Source organism: Vibrio cincinnatiensis DSM 19608, from assembly GCF_900167345.1.
In the GTDB taxonomy this organism is placed as follows: Bacteria; Pseudomonadota; Gammaproteobacteria; order Enterobacterales; family Vibrionaceae; genus Vibrio; species Vibrio cincinnatiensis.
The window spans coordinates 1-20983 of sequence record NZ_FUXB01000011.1 but is presented as its reverse complement, the minus strand read 5'-3'; the positions used below and the strand labels follow the sequence as shown (position 1 = coordinate 20983).

General features: G+C 44.1%; 13 protein-coding genes and 1 tRNA gene. 8 read left to right on the top strand and 6 right to left on the bottom strand.

The features are described 5' to 3' along the window. Nucleotides 1-50 precede the first annotated feature (50 nt). Entirely contained in the window at nucleotides 51-1427 is a 1377-nt protein-coding gene (locus B5D54_RS11130; RefSeq protein WP_078926623.1) for a PhoH family protein, read from the bottom strand. Nucleotides 1428-1842: 415 nt separating this feature from the next. Between B5D54_RS11130 and rapA the strand changes: the two genes are divergently transcribed. Next, nucleotides 1843-4752, top strand: a complete 2910-nt coding sequence (rapA, locus tag B5D54_RS11125; protein ID WP_078926622.1) for an RNA polymerase-associated protein RapA — start codon at nucleotides 1843-1845, stop codon at nucleotides 4750-4752. A 68-nt stretch (nucleotides 4753-4820) separates the two neighbouring features. On the opposite strand, the gene B5D54_RS11120 is transcribed toward rapA, so the two are convergent. Further along, a complete protein-coding gene (locus tag B5D54_RS11120; RefSeq protein WP_078926621.1) occupies nucleotides 4821-6092 on the bottom strand; it encodes an Nramp family divalent metal transporter in 1272 nt (423 codons plus the stop codon). Nucleotides 6093-6467: 375 nt separating this feature from the next. Between B5D54_RS11120 and rluA the strand changes: the two genes are divergently transcribed. Beyond that, entirely contained in the window at nucleotides 6468-7205 is a 738-nt protein-coding gene (gene rluA / locus B5D54_RS11115; protein ID WP_078926620.1) for a bifunctional tRNA pseudouridine(32) synthase/23S rRNA pseudouridine(746) synthase RluA, read from the top strand. 30 nt (nucleotides 7206-7235) lie between these two features. Then, nucleotides 7236-8198 (top strand): D-2-hydroxyacid dehydrogenase, encoded by a 963-nt coding sequence (locus B5D54_RS11110; protein WP_078926619.1) that lies wholly within the window; start codon nucleotides 7236-7238, stop codon nucleotides 8196-8198. A gap of 66 nt (nucleotides 8199-8264) precedes the next feature. Here B5D54_RS11110 and B5D54_RS11105 read toward each other — a convergent pair whose 3' ends face one another. From B5D54_RS11105 to pepA, 3 genes are all read right to left on the bottom strand, one after another. Continuing rightward, nucleotides 8265-11126, bottom strand: coding sequence for a valine--tRNA ligase (locus B5D54_RS11105; RefSeq protein WP_078926618.1), 2862 nt, complete (start codon nucleotides 11124-11126; stop codon nucleotides 8265-8267). Between the two features lie 95 nt (nucleotides 11127-11221). Continuing rightward, entirely contained in the window at nucleotides 11222-11671 is a 450-nt protein-coding gene (locus tag B5D54_RS11100; RefSeq protein WP_078926738.1) for a DNA polymerase III subunit chi, read from the bottom strand. Nucleotides 11672-11724: 53 nt separating this feature from the next. Continuing rightward, nucleotides 11725-13233 (bottom strand): leucyl aminopeptidase, encoded by a 1509-nt coding sequence (gene pepA, locus B5D54_RS11095; protein WP_078926617.1) that lies wholly within the window; start codon nucleotides 13231-13233, stop codon nucleotides 11725-11727. A 191-nt stretch (nucleotides 13234-13424) separates the two neighbouring features. Here pepA and lptF point away from each other — a divergent pair, with 191 nt between their 5' ends. Together lptF and lptG are read left to right on the top strand one after the other, a co-directional pair. Then, nucleotides 13425-14528 (top strand): LPS export ABC transporter permease LptF, encoded by a 1104-nt coding sequence (lptF, locus tag B5D54_RS11090; RefSeq protein WP_078926616.1) that lies wholly within the window; start codon nucleotides 13425-13427, stop codon nucleotides 14526-14528. A gap of 3 nt (nucleotides 14529-14531) precedes the next feature. Then, nucleotides 14532-15602, top strand: coding sequence for an LPS export ABC transporter permease LptG (gene lptG / locus B5D54_RS11085; protein ID WP_078926615.1), 1071 nt, complete (start codon nucleotides 14532-14534; stop codon nucleotides 15600-15602). Between the two features lie 109 nt (nucleotides 15603-15711). Here the strand turns inward: lptG and B5D54_RS11080 are convergent, their stop codons facing one another. Continuing rightward, the gene (locus B5D54_RS11080) at nucleotides 15712-16185 is read right to left on the bottom strand and encodes an RDD family protein (protein WP_078926614.1); all 474 of its coding nucleotides are present in this window, start codon (nucleotides 16183-16185) and stop codon (nucleotides 15712-15714) included. Between the two features lie 191 nt (nucleotides 16186-16376). Here B5D54_RS11080 and B5D54_RS11075 point away from each other — a divergent pair. The 3 genes from B5D54_RS11075 (at nucleotide 16377) to B5D54_RS11065 (ending at nucleotide 20450) form a co-directional block, all read left to right on the top strand. Beyond that, nucleotides 16377-16461 (top strand) — tRNA-Leu (locus B5D54_RS11075). 192 nt (nucleotides 16462-16653) lie between these two features. Further along, entirely contained in the window at nucleotides 16654-19101 is a 2448-nt protein-coding gene (locus B5D54_RS11070; RefSeq protein WP_078926613.1) for an EAL domain-containing protein, read from the top strand. An 86-nt stretch (nucleotides 19102-19187) separates the two neighbouring features. Then, nucleotides 19188-20450, top strand: coding sequence for a cyclic di-GMP phosphodiesterase (locus tag B5D54_RS11065; RefSeq protein ID WP_078926612.1), 1263 nt, complete (start codon nucleotides 19188-19190; stop codon nucleotides 20448-20450). Nucleotides 20451-20983 lie beyond the last annotated feature (533 nt).

The window sequence follows — 20983 nt, the reverse complement described above, 5'->3', positions numbered from 1 at the left end:
TTTTTTTTATATAGTTATGGCGAACACCCTCAGTTGTTCGCCGTTAGTGGTTATAAATTCTCTTCTGCAAATTCGGCTAAACGGCTACGTACCACTCCATTAAGGTGGATGTTAGCACTGCCTTCAAAGTTTTTGAATCGCTCAACCATGTAAGTGAGCCCTGAGGTGACAGGAGTGAGATAGTGAGAATCAATTTGCGCTAAGTTACCCGAGCAGACTATTTTGGTCCCTTCGCCGCAGCGAGTAATGATGGTTTTAATTTGTGAAGCGGTGAGGTTTTGACATTCATCGAGCAATACAAAGGCATTTTGAATGGATCGGCCTCGCATAAAGTTAATGGATTTAAATTGAATGTTGGCTTTATCACAGATGTATTTAAGTGAACCTTCCGTACAGTGATCGTGTTTATGCAGCGCTTCTAAGGTATCGGTAATGGCGGCAAGCCAAGGCATCATTTTTTCTTCTTCACTGCCGGGTAAGAAACCGATGGATTCACCAATGTCAGGGGTATTGCGAGTCACGATAATTTTGTCGAACATCTTCCGTTCGATGGTTTGTTCTAAAGCCGCCGCCATGGCCAATAAAGTTTTACCACTGCCGGCTGCTCCGGTGAGAATGACTAAATCAATGTCAGGATCCAGCAAGGCATCGAATGCCATCGCTTGATAAATATTTTTCGGAGTGATGTCCCAGACTTTACGGTGCATCATGCGTTCTCGGCTTAAATCTCGCAGAGTGACAGACTCTGGTGTCAAATTTTCTACCCGAGCAGCAAAATCACTCTCTTCATCCAGAACGTATTGGTTTAAGTAAGTGGGTTCGAAAGGTTGCCGAGCCAGTTTGTGGAAGGTTTTGCCCGATAAGGTATAGCTTTCGACATTTTCCACGCTACTCCAGAAATTTCCAGCGCGGGTTTGAAAACCTTTAGTGAGGTACTGCACGTCATCAATGAGCTGATCGGTACGGTAATCTTCAACAAAACGCACCCCCGCTCCTTTGGCTCGTAAGCGCATGTTAATGTCTTTAGTGACTAACACGACAGCGCGGGGAGCCCGCTTATTTTGTAGGTGTAAAACGGCATTGAGAATTCGGTTATCCCCTTCTTTATCCGTGAAGGCTTTTACGGTTTCATGCACATCGTAGTCCGCTAAGATGGCAATCGTTCCTCCGCGTGCCCCTTGCTGCACCAGTGGAATTCCAGCAGAAATTTCATCGGGAGTAGCATCATGAAAGACGGTTTCTAAAGCTCGGATGGCAACGCGGGCATCTCGGGCGACGTCGCGCTTGCTGTCTTTGATTCGATCAAGTTCTTCGAGGACGGTCATCGGAATGACCACATCATGTTCTTGGAAGGAGTAAATAGCGAGTGGTTCATGGAGTAGGATGTTGGTATCCAGAACAAACAGTTTCCGGTCGGTATCGCCCATAAGCGTCTCCTTGCTACTGAGTAGCCTTGTGCAATGGATGTTTGCATTCACTTGCCAACAATCACCGTATGCTGGAGTCAGACTTTCGATCACTGTGGCCTGAAGACAAACCTGTGTTGATACTCTGCTTGAACTTACCTTCTTAGCGTAGCAGGTTACCTGCCTTCAAGGTGTGCTATCTAGCAAAGTATCGCAATGTACTGATTCACCAATGACATGGAAAGATGACCATTTGATGTCAGAGGGGAAATTGGGGAAAAAAAGCCGGGAATGGACGTGACCTACTTCATACCTTCAAGTAAGATTAGCGGTCTTTTTCTGCACTGGAATAATAGAGCGATTAGACTTTTCTTTTACAGGTGTAGAGTTCTTAATAACTTTTATGTCTAATCCACATTGATGAGGTAGTCGATTAATGACTTTTGCTTTGGGGCAACGCTGGATAAGTGATACGGAAAGCGATTTAGGTTTAGGCACTGTGGTGGGTATGGACGCTCGCACGGTGACATTAATGTTCGCCGCATCAGAAGAAAACCGAGTTTATGCTCGTCATGATGCACCGGTGACACGAGTGACGTTTAATGTGGGGGATAGCATTGATAGCCAAGAAGGTTGGTCACTCCATGTTGATCAAGTCGTTGAAGATCAAGGTGTATTCACTTATCTGGGAACTCGTGAAGATACGGATGAGTCGGGCGTAGCACTTCGGGAAATTTTCCTCAGTAATCAAATTCGTTTTAACAAGCCTCAAGATAAATTGTTTGCCGGTCAAATTGATCGTATGGACAATTTTGTGCTGCGTTACCGGGCACTGAGTAATCAATATCAACAACATAAAAGCCCGATGCGGGGTTTATGTGGTATGCGTGCTGGTTTGATTCCTCATCAGTTATACATTGCCCATGAAGTGGGGCGTCGTTATGCCCCTCGAGTGCTCTTAGCCGATGAAGTTGGGCTAGGTAAAACCATTGAAGCGGGCATGATCATTCATCAACAAGTGCTTTCTGGGCGGGCCGAACGTATTTTAATTGTGGTGCCAGAAACGCTTCAGCATCAATGGTTGGTGGAGATGCTGCGCCGTTTTAACCTTCACTTTTCTGTGTTTGATGAAGAACGTTGTGTAGAAGCCTTTAGTGAAGCGGATAACCCTTTCGATACTCAGCAATACGTTCTTTGTTCACTCGATTTTCTACGCAAAAGTCGCCAACGCTTTGAGCAAGCATTAGACGCTGAATGGGATTTGTTGGTGGTGGATGAAGCACACCATTTACTGTGGAGCCAAGAAAAACCCAGCCGTGAATACCAAGTCATAGAAGCGCTGGCTGAACGAACACCAGCAGTATTGCTGTTAACGGCAACGCCAGAACAGTTAGGACGTGAAAGCCACTTTGCTCGTTTACGATTGCTCGATGCCGATCGATTCTACGATTATGATGCTTTTGTGAAAGAGGAAGCGCAGTATGCCCCAGTGGCTGATGCGGTGAGCACTTTACTTTCTGGTGCCGTGCTTAGTAATGAAGCGAAGAACCAAATTGGTGAACTGCTGAGCGAACAGGATGTTGAGCCGCTGCTGAAGGTATTAGAAAGCCAAGCGGATGAGCAAGAGAAAGCGATTGCCCGTGATGAATTGATCAGTAACTTGATGGATCGCCATGGAACGGGACGTGTGCTGTTTAGAAATACTCGAGCGGCCATTAAAGGTTTCCCTGTGCGTAATGTGCATTTACTACCGATGGTTATCCCAGAGCAGTACACGACCTCCATGCGAGTGTCAGGGATGATTGGTGGCAAGCTAAGTCCTGAAGCTCGAGCGATGAAAATGCTCTATCCCGAAGAGATTTTCCAAGAGTTTGAAGGTGATGATGCGAGTTGGTGGCAATTTGATTCTCGTGTTAACTGGTTGATTGACAAAGTTAAAGCCAAGCGTAGTGAAAAGATTTTAGTGATTGCCTCAAGAGCGAGCACTGCATTGCAGTTAGAACAAGCACTGCGTGAACGTGAAGGCATTCGAGCGACGGTTTTTCATGAAGGGATGTCGATTTTAGATCGGGACAAAGCGGCGGCTTATTTCGCTCAGGAAGAAGGTGGTGCGCAGGTTCTGATCTGTAGTGAAATCGGATCTGAAGGGCGTAACTTCCAATTTGCTCATCAGTTGGTGATGTTTGATCTGCCATTTAACCCGGATCTGCTAGAGCAACGTATTGGTCGTTTGGATCGAATAGGCCAACAAAATGATATCGATATTTATGTGCCTTATTTACAAGGGACGTCTCAGGCGATTTTAGCCCGTTGGTATGATGAAGGCTTGAATGCTTTTGCTGAAACCTGCCCGACTGGCCGTGCGGTGTATGATCAGTTTGCTGAGCGTTTGATCCCAATGCTCGCCGCAGGAGAAAGCAGTGAGCTTGATGCCGTTATTGAGGAATCCGCGAAGCTGAATAAATCGTTGAAAAGCCAATTAGAACAAGGGCGTGACCGATTGCTGGAAATGCACTCCAATGGAGGTGAAAAAGCGCAGCAAATTGCTCAGTCGATTGCTGAGACAGATGGGGATACCAACTTAGTCACTTTTGCCTTGAGTTTATTTGATACGGTTGGCCTTAACCAAGATGATCGTGGTGAAAATGCGCTGGTTGTGACGCCTTCTGAGCATATGATGGTGCCTAGTTATCCGGGCCTGCCTTATGAAGGGGCAACGATTACCTTTGATCGTGATACCGCTCTTTCTCGAGAAGATATGCACTTTATCAGTTGGGAGCACCCAATGATCCAAGGGGGTATCGACTTACTGATGAGTGAAGGGGTTGGGGTTTGCGCCGTTTCGTTACTTAAAAATAAAGCGCTGCCAGTGGGAACTATCTTATTAGAGATGGTTTATCTTGTTGATGCTCAAGCGCCGAAAAGTAGTGGTATCAGCCGCTTTTTACCCCCAACGCCGATTCGTATTTTACTCGATGCTCGTGGTAATGATCTTTCTGCACAAGTGGATTTTGAAGCATTTAATCGTCAATTAAGCCCAGTAAATCGTCATTTAGCCAGCAAGCTGGTCAGCTCTGTACAGGCTGAAATTCATCGCTTGATCACAGAAAGTGATGTATTGGTGAGCGAAAAAGTGGTAGCGATTCGTGAGCAGGCTGAAAAAGAGATGCAATATAGCCTGAATGCGGAGCTTGAGCGTTTATTAGCGTTGAAGGCGGTGAATCCTAACATTCGAGATGAGGAAATTCGGGCATTGGAAGCGCAAATTGCGGCATTGAGCGGGTATATAGCACAAGCTCAATATCAATTAGATTCCTTGCGATTGATTGTGGTGACTCATAACTAAGGAATAATTCTTAATGATAAAGGCCTTCGTACATGAAGGCCTTTATTTTTTCTAGAGTAGAGCACTCGTTACATTAACCACTTCCACCAAATAAATAGTGCAAGAAAGCCAAATAAGTAGATGAGCCCAAAAAGGGATAGGGCTTTTAGTTTTGGTCCAACTTGTAGCGCTTCGGGCAGCGGAGTTCGAGTGACCAGAACATAGTTCAACAGGGCAAAAACCGGAGTGGTCATAAAGGCCATCACCATGGCAAAGTCTAGCATCGGCATTAATGCTGATGCCCAAAAGATAATAATCGCTAAGGCCGATGCTGAAACCAAAAACATCCATGACTGGAAAATTCGTGGGGATTGCTGTACTCGATTGTTTAGTAGTCGTTGAGATTCAGCAATCACTCGGGAATAGCCATCAATTACCGTAATGGTACTGCCAAAAATACAGAAAAAAGCGATAACAGCAATTAAGTATCTTGACCATTCACCAATGGTAGAGGCATATAGGCTAACCAATTGATGAGAGAAGCCCACTCCGGATTTAGATAATTCGACGCCTGTGCCATGAAGCACTAAGCTACCCAATGCAAGAAAGACAATCGCTAAAATGGCTGTACCGATGTAGCCGACATTGAAATCAAATAAGGCGGATTGAGGGGTAACGGATTGCTGCTTGCGCTGACTTTTCAGCCACATCGAGGTTAGGCTGGAAATTTCAATGGGGGCTGGCATCCATCCCATGGTTACGACAATAAAACCGATGGCGGCAATATTCCAAGGGGAAGGCGCTTGTGTTGCGATGGTAACTGGCGCAGGGTTGGTTGCCGCAATGAATACCGCTGTTAATGTGGCAAGAGTGAGCACCGCCATAATGGTTTTGGATAACACATCTAATGCTCGATAATGTCCCGCCAATAGAATGACCAAACAAGTGATAAGAATCAGTGCACTGAGTGTCGGCATAGATAACTCAAAAGGAATAAAGTATCCCAGTAAACTGGCACTGAACATCAGTAGTGCCGCCGTATTGACGATGCCAGAGAAGACGCTGAGAATGGCAAAGATCCACAAGTATGGTTTGCCTAATTTAGCATACCCTTCGACTAAGCTTTCGCCCGTTCCCATGGTGTATTGTACGCTGGCTTTAAAGAAGGGGTACTTAAAGAGATTGACCAGTAAGATTAAAGCCGCTAATTGCCAGCCATAGATAGCCCCTGCTTTGGTTGAAGCCACCAGATGTGAACCACCGACGGCGGCTGCGGCCATCATAATACCGGGGCCAAGCGAACGAATCAGTTGAGCGAAAGGGAGCTTAGTGTTTGATGTATAAGGGACGGTATTTTCCATTCTTGTTCCTTATATACCTTAACGATTGAATGAGGCGAAGGGTCTGTCTACCGACTCCTCGGTAAAGGGGCAAACAAGTGATACGGCTTGTTGCTGCTCGCTTTAATCGTTAGGTATAAATTATGGTTGTGTTTGTTTAGTGTTGTTACCCGAACGATGCGATGTCGTTGGGTTGTTTTTATTGTCAACAATTCATACCAATATCATACTTTGCTAAAGTGTCAATTTGTATTTACATGGTTTGTTATGCATTCTACGGGGTTAGACCTCAATGATAAGAGGAAGTGTTAGGTGGCGACGGGAGCGTTTCTGTCGCTGTAACGGCATAGGCTTTACGTATATAATGCAGCGTTTTGAGCAAATGAGATGTAATTGATGGCAATGATTGAGTACCATCCACCAACTGAGCCGTGGATTGATGTGGTGTACGAAGATGACCATATTCTGGCTGTCAATAAGCCATCAGGGTTGCTTTCGGTTCCCGGTAAGCATGCTGAGCATTATGACAGTATGTGGAGCCGATTGGTCGAACGTTACTCTGATATTCAGGTCGTGCATCGGCTTGACATGTCGACCTCAGGACTAATGTTGTTTGCCAAAAATAAATACATGGAAGCGGCATTAAAAAAACAGTTTCAATATCGCTTAACCCATAAAGTCTATTACGCTCGGGTATGGGGGAAAGTAGAACAGACACAAGGAGAGATAGATCTCCCATTGATTTGTGATTGGCCTAATCGCCCGAAGCAAAAAGTCTGTTTTGAACAGGGAAAAGCCTCAAGAACCCTTTATCAGGTGGTAAAACAAGAAGAAAAAACGGCAATTGTGCGTCTGTTTCCTATCACTGGACGTTCACATCAACTCCGGGTTCATTTGCTTGCGATTGGTCATCCAATTGTAGGAGATGAGTTTTATGCTTCTCCTGAAGCGTTAGCGTTTGCAAACCGTTTGGAATTGCATGCCGCTGAACTGAGTTTTTATCATCCGCGCAGTCATTGGTTACGAACCCTGTTCGTACCTTGTGATTTTTACCCTGAAGCTCAGGAAGAAATTTTACGCCACTTTGATCCTGAGCGGAAATTACCTGACTACAAAACGCTGCCGCGACCATAATATGGGTGGTGGATAGCGCAAGGAGAAGCTATGTCACTACCTACGGTGGTTTTTTTAGATCGTGCGACGATTCCACGCCATATCTCGTTACCTTCGCTCAATTTTGCTCACCATTGGCAAGAATATGAACTCACCTCACCCGATCAAGTGGTCGAGCGCTTAGCGGGAGCCGATATTGCCATTACTAATAAAGTTCGGCTAACGGCAGATGTGCTGGCTCAATTACCTCAGTTGCGCTTAATCGCGGTTTCAGCCACTGGCGTGAATAATGTTGATGTGGACTACTGTCGATTACACAAGATTGCGGTGTGCAATGTGCAAGGGTATGCAGTTCAATCGGTTCCTGAACATGTGATCGGCATGCTGTTTGCTCTGCGGCGTAATTTATTGGGTTACCATCAAGATATTGCAGCGGGTGAGTGGCAGCGCAATAAGCAGTTCTGCTTTTTTACGCATCCTATTGGTGATATTGCGGGCAGTACCATGGGAATCATCGGCAGTGGAACGTTAGGCAAAGCAACGGCACAGCTGGCGAAAGCGTTAGGAATGCAAGTGTTACTGGCTGAACATAAAGGCGCACAGCATTGTCGCGCTGGATATACGCCCTTTGAGCAAGTCGTGGCGAATGCTGATGTGCTCTCCTTACATTGCCCTTTAACGGATTCTACTCATCATTTGCTCAGTACTGATGAATTTGCGTTGATGAAACCGAATGCCATTCTTATCAATACTGGCCGAGGTGGGTTAGTCGATGAGCAGGCCTTGGTTGATGCATTAAAACAGCGTCGCATTGCGGGTGCGGGGGTTGATGTGTTTACTCAAGAACCTGCCGATAGAAACAACCCTTTATTGGCGAATATGGAATTGCCCAACTTATTGCTGACACCACATGTGGCGTGGGGAAGCGACAGTGCTATCGAGCGCTTAGTGGCGATTTTAATCGATAACATTGAAGGGTTTATCGCTGGTGAGTCTCGTCACCGTTTAGTCTAATCTAGCATAAAAATAAGGCAGCGAATTCGCTGCCTTATCATCATTTCATCAGTGAAAAGAGATGGATTAAAGCGCGGCAATCGTCGCTTTTTGTTCAACTAATTTCACTAGTGCTTCTTGGTAACCTTCGAGTTTTTCACGCTCTTTGGCAACGACCGCTTCAGGGGCTTTAGCAACGAAGCCTTGGTTACCCAATTTGCCTTCAATGCGCTTAATTTCCCCTTCCGTTTTCGCAATTTCTTTACTCAAACGTTCCAGTTCAGCTTCTTTATCAATCAAGCCTGCCATTGGAATCATTAGCTCTGATTTACCCACTAAGGCGGTTGCACAGGCAGGAACGACTTCTCCTGCCGCCAGCACACGAACACTGTCTAACTTCGCTAGAGCAATCAGTACTTGTTGGTTGGCGGCAAGGCGATCCGCATCTTGTTCACTGGCTGCTTTAAGCATGACTTCCAGTGGTTTACCCGGATTAATGTCATACTCAGCACGCAAGTTACGGATACTGGTGATAAAGGCTTTTACCCACTCTATGTCATTTAGCGCTTCTTGATGGAAGTTCGTTTCATCATATTGTGGTAGCGCTTGCAGCATAATGGTATCACCTTCAATGCCTTCTACCAGTGGCTTCACACTTTGCCAAATGGTTTCGGTAATGTATGGCAAAACAGGGTGAGCCAAGCGCAACGTTTTCTCAAGTACCGTAATCAAGGTTCGGCGAGTTGCTCGTTGTTGGGCTTCACTCCCTTTCCAAAGTACAGGCTTGGTCAGCTCTAAATACCAGTCACAGAATTGGTTCCAGATAAACTCATACAGTGTATTGGCAGCCATATCCAGACGGTAGTTATCAATGTGGTTGTTGAACTCTTTCGCGGCTAATTCAAATTGTGACTCGATCCACTTATCGGCCAATGAATATTCAAGCTCAGTACCAGCTGCAAAACCGCAATCCTGCTCTTGAGTGTTCATCAGAACATAGCGGCTTGCGTTCCACAGTTTATTGCAGAAATTACGGTAGCCTTCTAAACGTTTCATATCCCAGTTGATGTCACGGCCAGTGGAAGCCATCGCGGCTAGCGTGAAGCGCAGAGCATCTGTACCGTAAGCTTCGATACCATTTTCAAAGGTTTTCCGTGTGTTTTTCTCAATTTTCTCGGCTAATTGCGGCTGCATCATGTTGCCAGTGCGTTTCTCAACCAAAGATTCGAGATCGATACCATCGATCATATCGATAGGATCAAGTACGTTCCCTTTAGATTTTGACATTTTATCGCCATTTTCATCACGAATAAGGCCTGTCACATAAACGGTTTTGAACGGAACTTGAGGTTGACCATTCTCATCTTTGACAAAATGCATGGTCATCATGATCATCCGGGCAACCCAGAAGAAAATGATATCAAACCCAGTAACGAGCACATCCGTTGGGTGGAAAACGTTGAGTTCTTTGGTCTGTTCTGGCCAGCCAAGTGTACCGAATGTCCATAGCGCTGAAGAGAACCAAGTATCCAAAACGTCATCGTCTTGGCGTAACACGATATCTTCAGCAAGGTTATTTTCACTGCGCACTTCGCTTTCATTGCGGCCAACGTAAACATTACCTTGCTCATCATACCAAGCAGGGATACGGTGCCCCCACCAAAGCTGGCGAGAAATACACCAATCTTGAATATCACGCATCCATGAGAAGTACATATTTTCGTACTGCTTAGGCACGAACTGAATATCCCCATTTTCAACCGCTTCAACCGCAGGTTTGGCAAGAATACCCGCGCGAACATACCATTGATCCGTCAGCATCGGTTCAATGACTACGCCACCCCGATCACCATAAGGAATGGTTAAATCGTGATCTTTGACTTCTTCTAGTAATCCTAGAGCGTCGAATTCTGCTATGATCGCTTTACGAGCCGCAAAGCGTTCAATGCCTTGATATTGAGCAGGAATCTCTGAGCTATAAGCCTCTGATGGTTCACCATTAGTATTAAAGACTTCGGCGACATCACGTACGTTGGCATCAAAGGTGAAGATGTTGATCATCGGCAGGCGATGGCGTTTACCTACTTCATAGTCATTAAAATCATGTGCTGGGGTGATTTTTACACAACCAGTCCCTTTTTCCATATCCGCATGCTCATCACCGACGATTGGAATACGGCGGTTAACGACGGGCAGTACAACTTGTTGACCGATCAGATCTTTATAGCGAGGATCTTCTGGGTTTACCGCTACACCGGTATCACCAAGCATGGTTTCAGGGCGAGTGGTAGCAACCACGATATAATCTTTGCCTTCTGAGGTTTTTGCGCCATCGGCTAATGGGTAGCGGAAATGCCACATATGGCCTTTGGTTTCTTTGTTTTCCACTTCAAGATCAGAAATGGCGGTATGCAGTTTAGGATCCCAGTTTACTAAACGTTTGCCGCGATAGATCAAATCGTCTTTGTAGAGGCGAACAAACACTTCTTGTACGGCTTTATAAAAACCATCATCCATAGTGAAACGTTCACGATCCCAGTCAACAGAAGCTCCAAGACGGCGTAGCTGTTTAGTGATCGTTCCCCCCGATTCTTTTTTCCATTCCCAAATTTTATCGATAAAGGCATCACGGCCGTAATCGTGCTTGGTTTTGCCTTCTTCGGCAGCAATTTTACGTTCAACGACCATTTGAGTTGCAATACCCGCATGGTCAGTACCGACTTGCCATAGGGTATTTTTACCTTTCATGCGCTGACAGCGGATCAAGGTATCCATAATGGTGTCTTGGAATGCGTGTCCCATATGTAGGCTACCAGTGACGTTTGGCGGCGGGATCATGATGCTGTACGCGTCTTTGCTTGTATCACCGTGAGGCTTAAAGTAGCCTTGTTCTTCCCAAGTCTTATATAGATCTTGTTCGATGGATGTTGGGTTGTATGTCTTTTCCATAGTGCTCTTAAATGGATACATTGATGGTTAATTCGGGTTATCACTATAAGTGAGTTCTCTCTGGGTAAGAGAGCTTAACTATAAGGATAAAGGATTCAAGGGTAATTTATCTCGATGGTTTGCAGTTGATACCCTGCTTGACGGTACTGCTTATACCGCTCTCGAGCTTGTTGCTTGGCCTTTTCTTCACTGGGGACGAAGTCTACCACCTCTGCGAAGGCGTTCGCAAAGGTTGTATGATTATCGGCCACATTTATTACCAGTTGTCGGTTCCGAGAAGGGGCGACTTCTGGGTACCCAATTTCAATATGAGTCCCATATCTGGGGCCTTCGCCGACCAAGTTGTGAGCAAGGAAATCCTCAGGCTCAACTTGCCAAAACCGCTCAGCAAGCCTTTCTGCATGGGGCTTGTCATGGCCTTGTACATAGACTTTTGCCCCTTGCTTAGCAAAATATTGTGCGAGATAAACCACATATTGCTCAAACCCGCTTTGGGTTGCTTGTGGGCTATCAGCAGAAATAAGGTAGAAAGTTGCTGTTGCCATCATGACCTACTCAGAGTGAATAAAAAAGGGCCGGTTGGCCCTTCTTATGAGGTCTATTCCTCAGTGTATTGGCCACTGCGATTGAGCAGGAACTGGACTAACAGGGAAACAGGGCGACCAGTGGAGCCTTTTGCCGCACCTGATTTCCAAGCCGTGCCCGCAATATCAAGATGGGCCCAGTTATATTTCTTCGTAAATTTTGATAAGAAACAGCCAGCGGTGATCGCTCCACCAGGGCGGCCACCGATATTAGCGATATCGGCAAAGGGGCTTTTCAACTGTTCATGGTATTCATCGGCCAATGGTAAACGCCAAGCTCGATCACTGGCTTGTTCGGAAGCGTTGACGAGTTCGTGCGCTAATGGGTTGTGATTGGCCATCACGCCACTGATATGGTGACCGAGTGCGATAACACAAGCGCCTGTTAAGGTGGCGACATCGACGACACAATCTGGTTCAAAACGTTCAACATAGGTGAGTGCATCACACAAGACTAGGCGACCCTCTGCATCGGTGTTGAGTACTTCGACCGTTTGGCCAGACATCGTTGTCAAAATATCACCAGGGCGATAAGCATTACTACCAGGCATGTTTTCACATCCTGCCAGCACCCCAACCACATTCAGTGGAAGGTTCAATTTTGCTAATGCTTTCATGGCACCAAAGACGGAGGCGGCGCCACACATGTCATATTTCATCTCATCCATCCCTTCACCGGGTTTTAGAGAAATACCGCCTGAGTCAAAAGTGAGCCCTTTCCCAATTAAAACGATAGGTTTAGCTTCTGGGTCTGAATGGCCTTTGTATTCAATGATTGACATCATGGATTCATTTTTAGAACCTCGACCTACGGCAAGGTAAGAGGTCATGCCCAGTTTTTCCATCTCTTCTTCACCAATAATTTTGGTGGTCACCGTCGAGTAGTCATCGGCTAAGCGACGAGCTTGGGAGGCAAGATAAGCAGGGTTAGCGATATTAGGCGGCATATTGCCGAGATCTTTACACGCTTTAACCCCTGAGGCGATGGCTAAACCATGATTAATGGCTCGTTCACCCAAACTGAGTTCTCGTCGGGTTGGCACATTGAAAACCAGTTTACGTAGTGGCCGGCGGGTTTCTGGCTTGACGCTTTTGAATTGATCAAAAGTGTATAAACCATCTTTGGTGGCTTCTACGGCTTGGCGAACTTTCCAATAAGTATCACGACCTTTAACATGTAACTCAGTTAAAAAGCAGACCGCTTCCATTGACCCAGTTTCATTAAGTGTGCTAATGGTTTTTTGGATGATCTCTTTGTATTGGCGTTCACCCAGTTCCCGTTCTTTGCCGCAACCGACAAGTAACACTCGTTCTGAAAGCACTCCGGGTACTTGATGCAGTAGCAGCATCTGTCCGGGTTTTCCTTCGAGATCACCACGACGAAGTAGTGAACTGATGTAGCCATCACTGATTTTATCAAGTTGTTCTGCTACTGGAGAAAGGCGGCGTGGTTCAAAGACTCCAACAACGATACATGCGCTACGTTGTTTTTCAGGGCTACCACTTTTAACACTGAACTCCATGCGTACTCCTACATCTTAAAGACAAATAGAACTAAATGTTAGATAATGAATTCTTACTGGATGAATCCTTTTGGGAATCGACCTTGAGTTAGGTGTTCTAACAGATAGTAAAAATTTAAAAAAACAAACGATTCAACAGGAAATTATAGTGATTCAATCAAAAAAACAAGTTTTGCATAGGTTATTTCAGCGTGATTATTGTTAGATATTTGATCCGAGAGACACTAAAAAGCCAATTTGCGATATTTTTCGTCCTGTTTTTGGTCTTTTTAAGCCAGAAATTTATCCGTGTGCTGGCTGACGCTTCAGACGGTGAAATCCCTGCTCGGATGATTTTATCTATTGTGGGTTTAAATATGCCTGCAATGGGGCTGCTAATGCTACCGCTGAGTTTGTATATTGGCATTCTATTAACCTTTGGTCGCCTATATGCGGAAAGCGAAATTACCGTAATGAATGCCACTGGGATTGGGAATAAGTTTCTCATCCGAGCGGCACTGTATTTGGCGATTATCACTTCGAGTGTTGCCGCATTTAATGCATTTTGGTTATCACCTTGGAGTCAAAATAAAGAAGCTCAACTGATTGAGCAACTTGCGGCGGAAAATAGTGTTGACCTATTACAAAAAGGGCAGTTCCAACGTTCTCCTGACGGCTCTTCAGTTGTTTTTATTGACAATATAGAAAATAAAAAACTACGTAATGTTTTTGTTGCTCAGCTTTCTCCGCGAGAATCTATTTTACCGAGTGTGATGTTTTCCGACTCAGGAGAAGTTCAAGAGCTGAGTGACGGTCGGCAAGTGATCACGATGCATCATGGTGTTCGTTATGAAGGCGTGCCGACTCGTGTGGATTATATGATCACGCGTTTTGAGCAATATGAAGGATTAATTGGCCAACGAGAAGTGAAAAGTAAAGGGCGAGATTGGGAAGAAATACCGACCTTGGACCTAATTCGTAATTCTGATCAACGGGCTCAAGCTGAGCTACAATGGCGGATCTCTCTAGTGGTTTGTATTCCGTTATTAACCATGCTGGTGGTGCCATTATCTGCGGTCAACCCAAGACAGGGGCGATTTGCCAAGATGGGGCCTGCCATTCTTATTTATCTAACCTATTTCTTAGCGATCAGTGCAACGAAGTCCGCATTGGAAGATGGCTCCATTCCTGTTGCTGTCGGAATGTGGCCAATAAACGCTGCTTTGCTGATGGCAGCTATCATAGTAAACACACTAGATAGTGTGATGGTGAGAAGAATAAAAGACAGATTTAAACAAAAGAGAAAGGTGGCTTAAGTCGTGTTTAAGATATTGGATTGGTATATCGGCAGAACCATTATTGCCACCACGACATTGGTACTCGTCACCTTTGTTGGTTTGTCCGGCATAATCAAATATGTTGAACAGCTCAGAAAAGTAGGGGATGGTACCTACGATCTTTTGCAAGCCTTGCTATTTGTTGTACTCAGTGTACCAAGAGATGTGGAAATGTTTTTCCCGATGGCGGCATTGTTAGGAGCCTTGATTGGCTTAGGAGCATTAGCTGCAAGTTCTGAATTAGTGGTCATGCAGGCTGCGGGATTTTCCAAATTAGATATTGGTCTTTCCGTGTTAAAAACCGCAGTGCCCTTGATGATCATTGTAACCTTGTTAGGCGAGTGGGGGGCTCCTCAAGCACAAAAAATGGCTCGTGATATGCGTGCCTTTGCTACCTCTGGTGGAAACCTTATGTCGGTGAGAACGGGGGTATGGGCTAGAGATGTGAATGACTTTATTTTCGTTGGTAAGATTGATAGTGAACACTTGTATGGATTAAACATGTGGCGTTTTGATGAACATAAAAAGTTGCGTCATGTTGTGTTTGCTGAGCAAGTCGATTACCTCGGTGATAATCAATGGGTCATGAAGAACGTTGAGTTGACCGATTTTCAGAATGATTTTTTGATCACCAAACAGTCATTGGACGAATATCCATGGAAGACGGCTTTAGCTCCAGATAAATTAGCTGTGGTGACGGTGAAGCCGGAAGAGCTTGCACTCAGTGGTTTGTATGATTATGTTCATTATCTGAAAGCCTCTGAGCAAGATGCTTCTCGTTATGAGTTGGCTTTGTGGCGCAAGGTGACTCAACCTTTCTCCATTGCCGTTATGATGCTGATGGCTCTGTCATTTATTTTTGGTCCGCTACGAAGTGTGACCATGGGAGCCAGAATTTTATCAGGGGTGATTGCTGGATTTACTTTTTATATCTCTAGTGAATTTTTTGGCCCCTTAAGTTTGGTGTATGGCATTCCGCCTGTATTTGGTGCTGTTGCCCCTAGCTTGGTTTTCTTAACGATTGCCGTGATGTTACTGCGTAGAAAGTTATAACCGCTTGAAATTGTGACCATATGATTGAACAAGGGAGGTGTGATGCCTCCCTTGTTCCTTTTCTTACGCACTCATAGTCACGGAATGAATTTTGTGTGGTGTAAAAAGATCAACCAATCTTATCGAGTTTCACTACTTCCGTTTTGGCCCACATATCTTGAAAGCTGCGCTTTTGCGGATCAATTGGAACGGTAAAATTTCCCAAACCAAACACTGAGGTAGCTAAGCGAATTAGCGCTTGAGTTGGGCTTATCAGTGAACCGTCAGTATTACGAACCATAATTTTCCAAGCTCTCATCCCAAGTGTTTGCCCTGCTCTCGTCCAGAAGAAAACAAAGAAGTAGATCCAAGTAGTAGCAAGATAAAGTGTATAGACCGGGCTCCAAATTGGGTGACGGCTAAGCAGTTCACCTGCATCTTGGTAAGGAGCGTAGCTCATTGCGTTGAATGCAACCAGTGCTTCTAAAACGGCAATGACAATACCGCCAGCCACCATTAAAATGGCCATTACAATCAACGAATCATATAAAAGTGCCCCTAAACGTCGAAATAGCCCTGCGGGTGGTAAGTTTGAAGTGTTCATAGGAGACCAAAGTCAATCATTAATGGTTGTCAGCATATCGGGACTTTCCTCTACTGAAAAGAGAGCAAGAGCACAGCATGAATCTTTATGGCGAAATATTCAGCAAACGATTTGTTTTTCAATATTTTGTTATTGCGCCGCTCACTTTCTTACGTATAATGCCAACCATCAAAGGGCAATAGCCTAAAAATGCCGATGTGGTGAAATTGGTAGACACGACGGATTCAAAATCCGTTTCCTTCGGGAGTGGCGGTTCAAGTCCGCCCATCGGTACCATTATTTATACAACAAAGCCTCGACGAAAGTCGGGGCTTTGTTGTTTTTGTCCTACTTCATTTTACGTGACTCAAGTCTCTATTTTGTATTTCTTCCCAGAAAAGTTGTCTCTTTTTTCTCGCTCTATTTGTTAGTCTAAACTTAAAGAGAAGGCTTCCATTAGCTGCGATCTCTATCGCCTAAGGTGAACGAATGCAAGATAGCCATAATATACCTCGCGCTGGCGAGCTGGATCCGTTGTCGTCAAAATCATTTGCCCCTGTTCACTGGACTTTAGATATTGATACTCAAACTTTTACTTGTACGAGTGACTCACCTGCAAGTAAGCGGAGTTCCCCCTTTTGTTTTCAAACATTGGAAGAGTGGCTGGCTTTAATGAATGTGGCAACTCAGGAAAAGGTTGAACAGTTGTTAGAGGCCGCACTCACTAGTGGAGATAAGCTTTCTATTAATGCCTTACTTATGGCTTCCGAACGTTTCTGCTATGCGATTTTTTCGGTAGAAAAACTCTCTAAATATGTTTTACAAGGAGAGATCCTGCCGATTTTTGAGCTCACTCAATCACATCAGCAGGGGTTATGGCTGGATAACTTATTGAGCTTCGCTCCGTGGGGAGTGTTAATTTCTGATCAGGATAATAAAATTCTAGGCTGTAATCGTACTTTTGAGCAATTTACTGGTTTTCATTCAATTGATCTTCTAGGGCTGAATAGTGAATTTTTATTCTCTGATGAGGCTTTGCCTTTAAATGCTTATGTGGATAGTTTGCCACAAAAAGTAACCATGACTTGTGCCAGTGGTCAAGAGCACCATTACTATTGCTCAGTATTGCTGATGCCTGCTGAAGGTCAGGCCGTCTATGTGAGTTTTTATTCACCACAAATTGAAGAAAATAAGCAAGCAGTTAATGGCTCTATTGCGAATAAACAGTGGTTCCTTGAGCAGTTTGAAGCTTTATATCAACAGCGATTGGTTGATGAACTTTATATTGTGATGACGTTAAATATTGAGCATCCTATTTCCTCGGCTCAACAGACGTCATTAAATGAGGTGATGGCGTGTTTGAAAGAAAGCCGCTTGTTTGGGCAGATAAAAGAGGGATTGTATTTAGTGTGCGTTACCTGCCCTTTACCTTTTTCTGGGGAAGCATACCGCTATGTTCATGCAAGAATTCGTACATTTTTTCATGAACTACGTAAGGTAGATAGCCATTTACATAAACTTTGTACATCAGGAAAAATCGGTGTTTCAATTCTTGGTTTAGATGCCCGCAGCACTAAAATGGCAGTGACCCATTCAGTCCAAGCGATATTAGAGCAACAATCAGAATCCGGTTTGCAGAAAATTCGTTTTTTTGACTCACAACTTCACCGACAAATCAAAAAGCGCCGGTTATTAGAAGAACTGGTGAGTGAGGCGATCAAAAAACAAACATTAACGGTTCGATATCAACCGATAGTAGAAACACAAACCTGGCAAATCAGCAGTTACGAAGCTTTGTGTCGTTTTTCACTGCCTACTTCATTAAATGTTAGTAATAGCGAATTGATTGCCATTGCTGAAGATCTCGATTTAGTCTCTGATCTAGATATACAAGTCTTACATACGGCATTAGATCAGATATCTGAACTGCAAGAACTGCATGATTATCCTATTCGTTTAACATTTAATATCTCGGCGAATACGAAGCAAGGGTTTCCTGAACTGCTTGGCTATTTAATTGCGTTGATTGATAACCATTCAGTGAGAGCTGATCAGATCATCATTGACCTGATCCAAGCCAATACGCATACCGCCAGCATTGTTCAGTCAACTGAACTGAAAGTGCTACGATCTAAGGGTGTACAAGTGGCCATCGATGATATGGGGCTTGATTACTCTCTGTTGGAGCACTTACCCCTTTCTGAATTTGATTATTTAAAAATTAGCCGGCGTTGCCTAGATGCGATCAAGAGCAAAAGTAATCGATATAAAGTCATTAAGATGTTGGTTGAACTATGTCACTCCCTAGGTGTACAAGTGATAGCGGATGGTGTGGAATCGCTTGAAGAAGCCTCTTTGCTGGCTGATGCTGGGGTAGACTTCATGCAAGGTTTCTTATTTTCTCCCCCCTCAGCTGCATCGAATTTAAAAACGGTGAGCAGTCAAATTATCGAGAAAATTAAACCCTTGCTGAATCATCGAGAAGATAAGCAGCCGCTCCGTTTAGTGACACTTCATCATTCCCATACCCCACGGCTTGATCCTGGTGATCCTCTATCGTTGGCTTTTCAATATTTCCAAACCCCCGAGACTGAAGTATTACCTGTTATTAATGCTAACGAATGCGTAGGTATCGTTGAGCGACAAACTCTGAACCTTCATTTGACCCCCACAATGGGAACTGAATTGGAAACGATGAAGGAGGCGGGGCGTTGGCATCGACCTGTTAATCAAATTATGGATCTTTCATTTACCAAACTAGATGCTAATACAGATATTCAGCAAATTACTTACCTAATTTGTGAACAAAATTTAGCATTTCCTTGGATACTGGTTGATGGTAAACAATTTAAAGGAATTATTACTCAACAAATTATCGTCAACCACCTTGCTCAATTACAACATGCATCCGTGGCAGAAGCGGAGTTTAGTATTTAGCTGGAAAGCAGAGTGATGATGAAAGGAGATCTCAGCAGAGAGTTCTTCTAAAATAATGGAATAACCAATGAGACATCGAGCTAACCGTGGCAAGTATTAAGATTACCGTAGATAGGTTGCAACCGGGATTACATATTCGATTACCCGTAAAATGGAATGAGCATCCTTTTTTATTTAATAGCTTCAAGATCAAGTCTAGCGATCAGATTCAGCTGATTAAACATTTGGGTATCCAACATGTTTTTCTTAATCCGGCTCAAAGTGATGCTGCGCCTTTACCCACAACTCCAACTGATGATAACGAGATGATGGAGCCTACCGATTCTCAGCAATTGGATGAGGAAGTCGGTAAACTTTGGCAAGAAAAACAAGATCGAATTGAAAAGCTTAGTCGCTATCGGCGGCGAGTCATTCAGTGTGAAAAAGAGTTCGAACGATCCTTAGCTAGAATGAGATCGGTGATGAATAAAATTCGTAATCGTCCAACAGAAGCTATCGATGAGGCTCTACAACTGGTTGATGATGCCGTTGATAAATTACTAAGCAATGAAAGTGTCACTCTGCATTTAATTAATAGTAAGAGCGAATATGAGGATGTTTATTTCCATTCGTTGAACGTCTCGGTACTCGCAATGATGATTGCTAAAGCAAAAGGGCTAACTGAGCAGCAGATCAAAGAAGTCGCTTTTGCTTCACTGTTTCACGATATTGGTAAGATGAGAGTTCCCAGCGCAATTGTACGTAAAGTGACTCCTCTGACTGAGCCTGAACATAATTATCTTAAACTGCATACTCGTTATGGCAGCGATATCGCTAATGGAATAGATGGTTTTCCTGAAAAAGCGAAAACGGTGATTGAACAGCATCATGAACTGAATGATGGCTCGGGTTACCCACTCGGGTTGAAAGAGCAAGAAATTGATGAAATTACCCAAGTTATTTCAGTTGCTAATGCTTTTGATAACTTATGCCATCCTGCCATAGTGGCAGAACAAAAAATACCGTACATTGCACTCTCGCATCTTTATAAGAATTGTAAACATCTTTATAACCACCAAAACCTGAGTATTTTAGTTAAGTTTATGGGGGTGTTTCCTCCGGGCACGGTTGTACAGCTTTCTAATAACACAGTTGGGTTAGTGGTTTCTGTGAACGCTAAACATTTATTATCTCCGAATGTACTTATCTACGACCCTTCTGTACCTAGGACACAAGCCCCTATTATTGACCTTGCTGATAAAGAGATAAAAATAATCAGTGCCATTCTACCCAACAAATTACCAGATAGAGTACGAGACTACCTTAATCCTAGAGCAAGAATTAGCTATTTCTTTGATAGCGATGATTAGTTATCCACAGCATTTTGTGAGTAATCTGTTAGCTAGATAATGAAAACCTATGGGTAAAATAAGAGGTGCTGATAATTTGGTCTAACGAACTATTTTTTTGAGAAAAAATGCAAATTCGACTTGCTAAGTGAGCACAACTCCCTATAATGCGCCCTCACTGACACGGCAGGCGCCGCAAGGCTTCTGGCAGTATCAGTTGAGGGAAAACTTCTAAAAAAGAAAATTTGAAAAAGTGTTTGACTCTTTCAGTTATCTCGCTAGAATTCACCTCCGCTTCGAAGCTCTCATGAGACTCGCAAGCACCGCTCTTTAACAATTTAAACCAATCAATCTGTGTGGGCACTCGTTGATGATAATCAAAAAGATTTATCGATGAACTGAGTGACCAATCAGAATCAAGTTTACTTGATTTTGGCACAGTCAATTCATTATCGTTCTGTTGGAACGATAATAGCTTTAATTTACTAAGGTAAGTTGAAGTCAGTATTCATTGAGCCGGTCGCAAGACCAAAAAAACTTTAATTGAAGAGTTT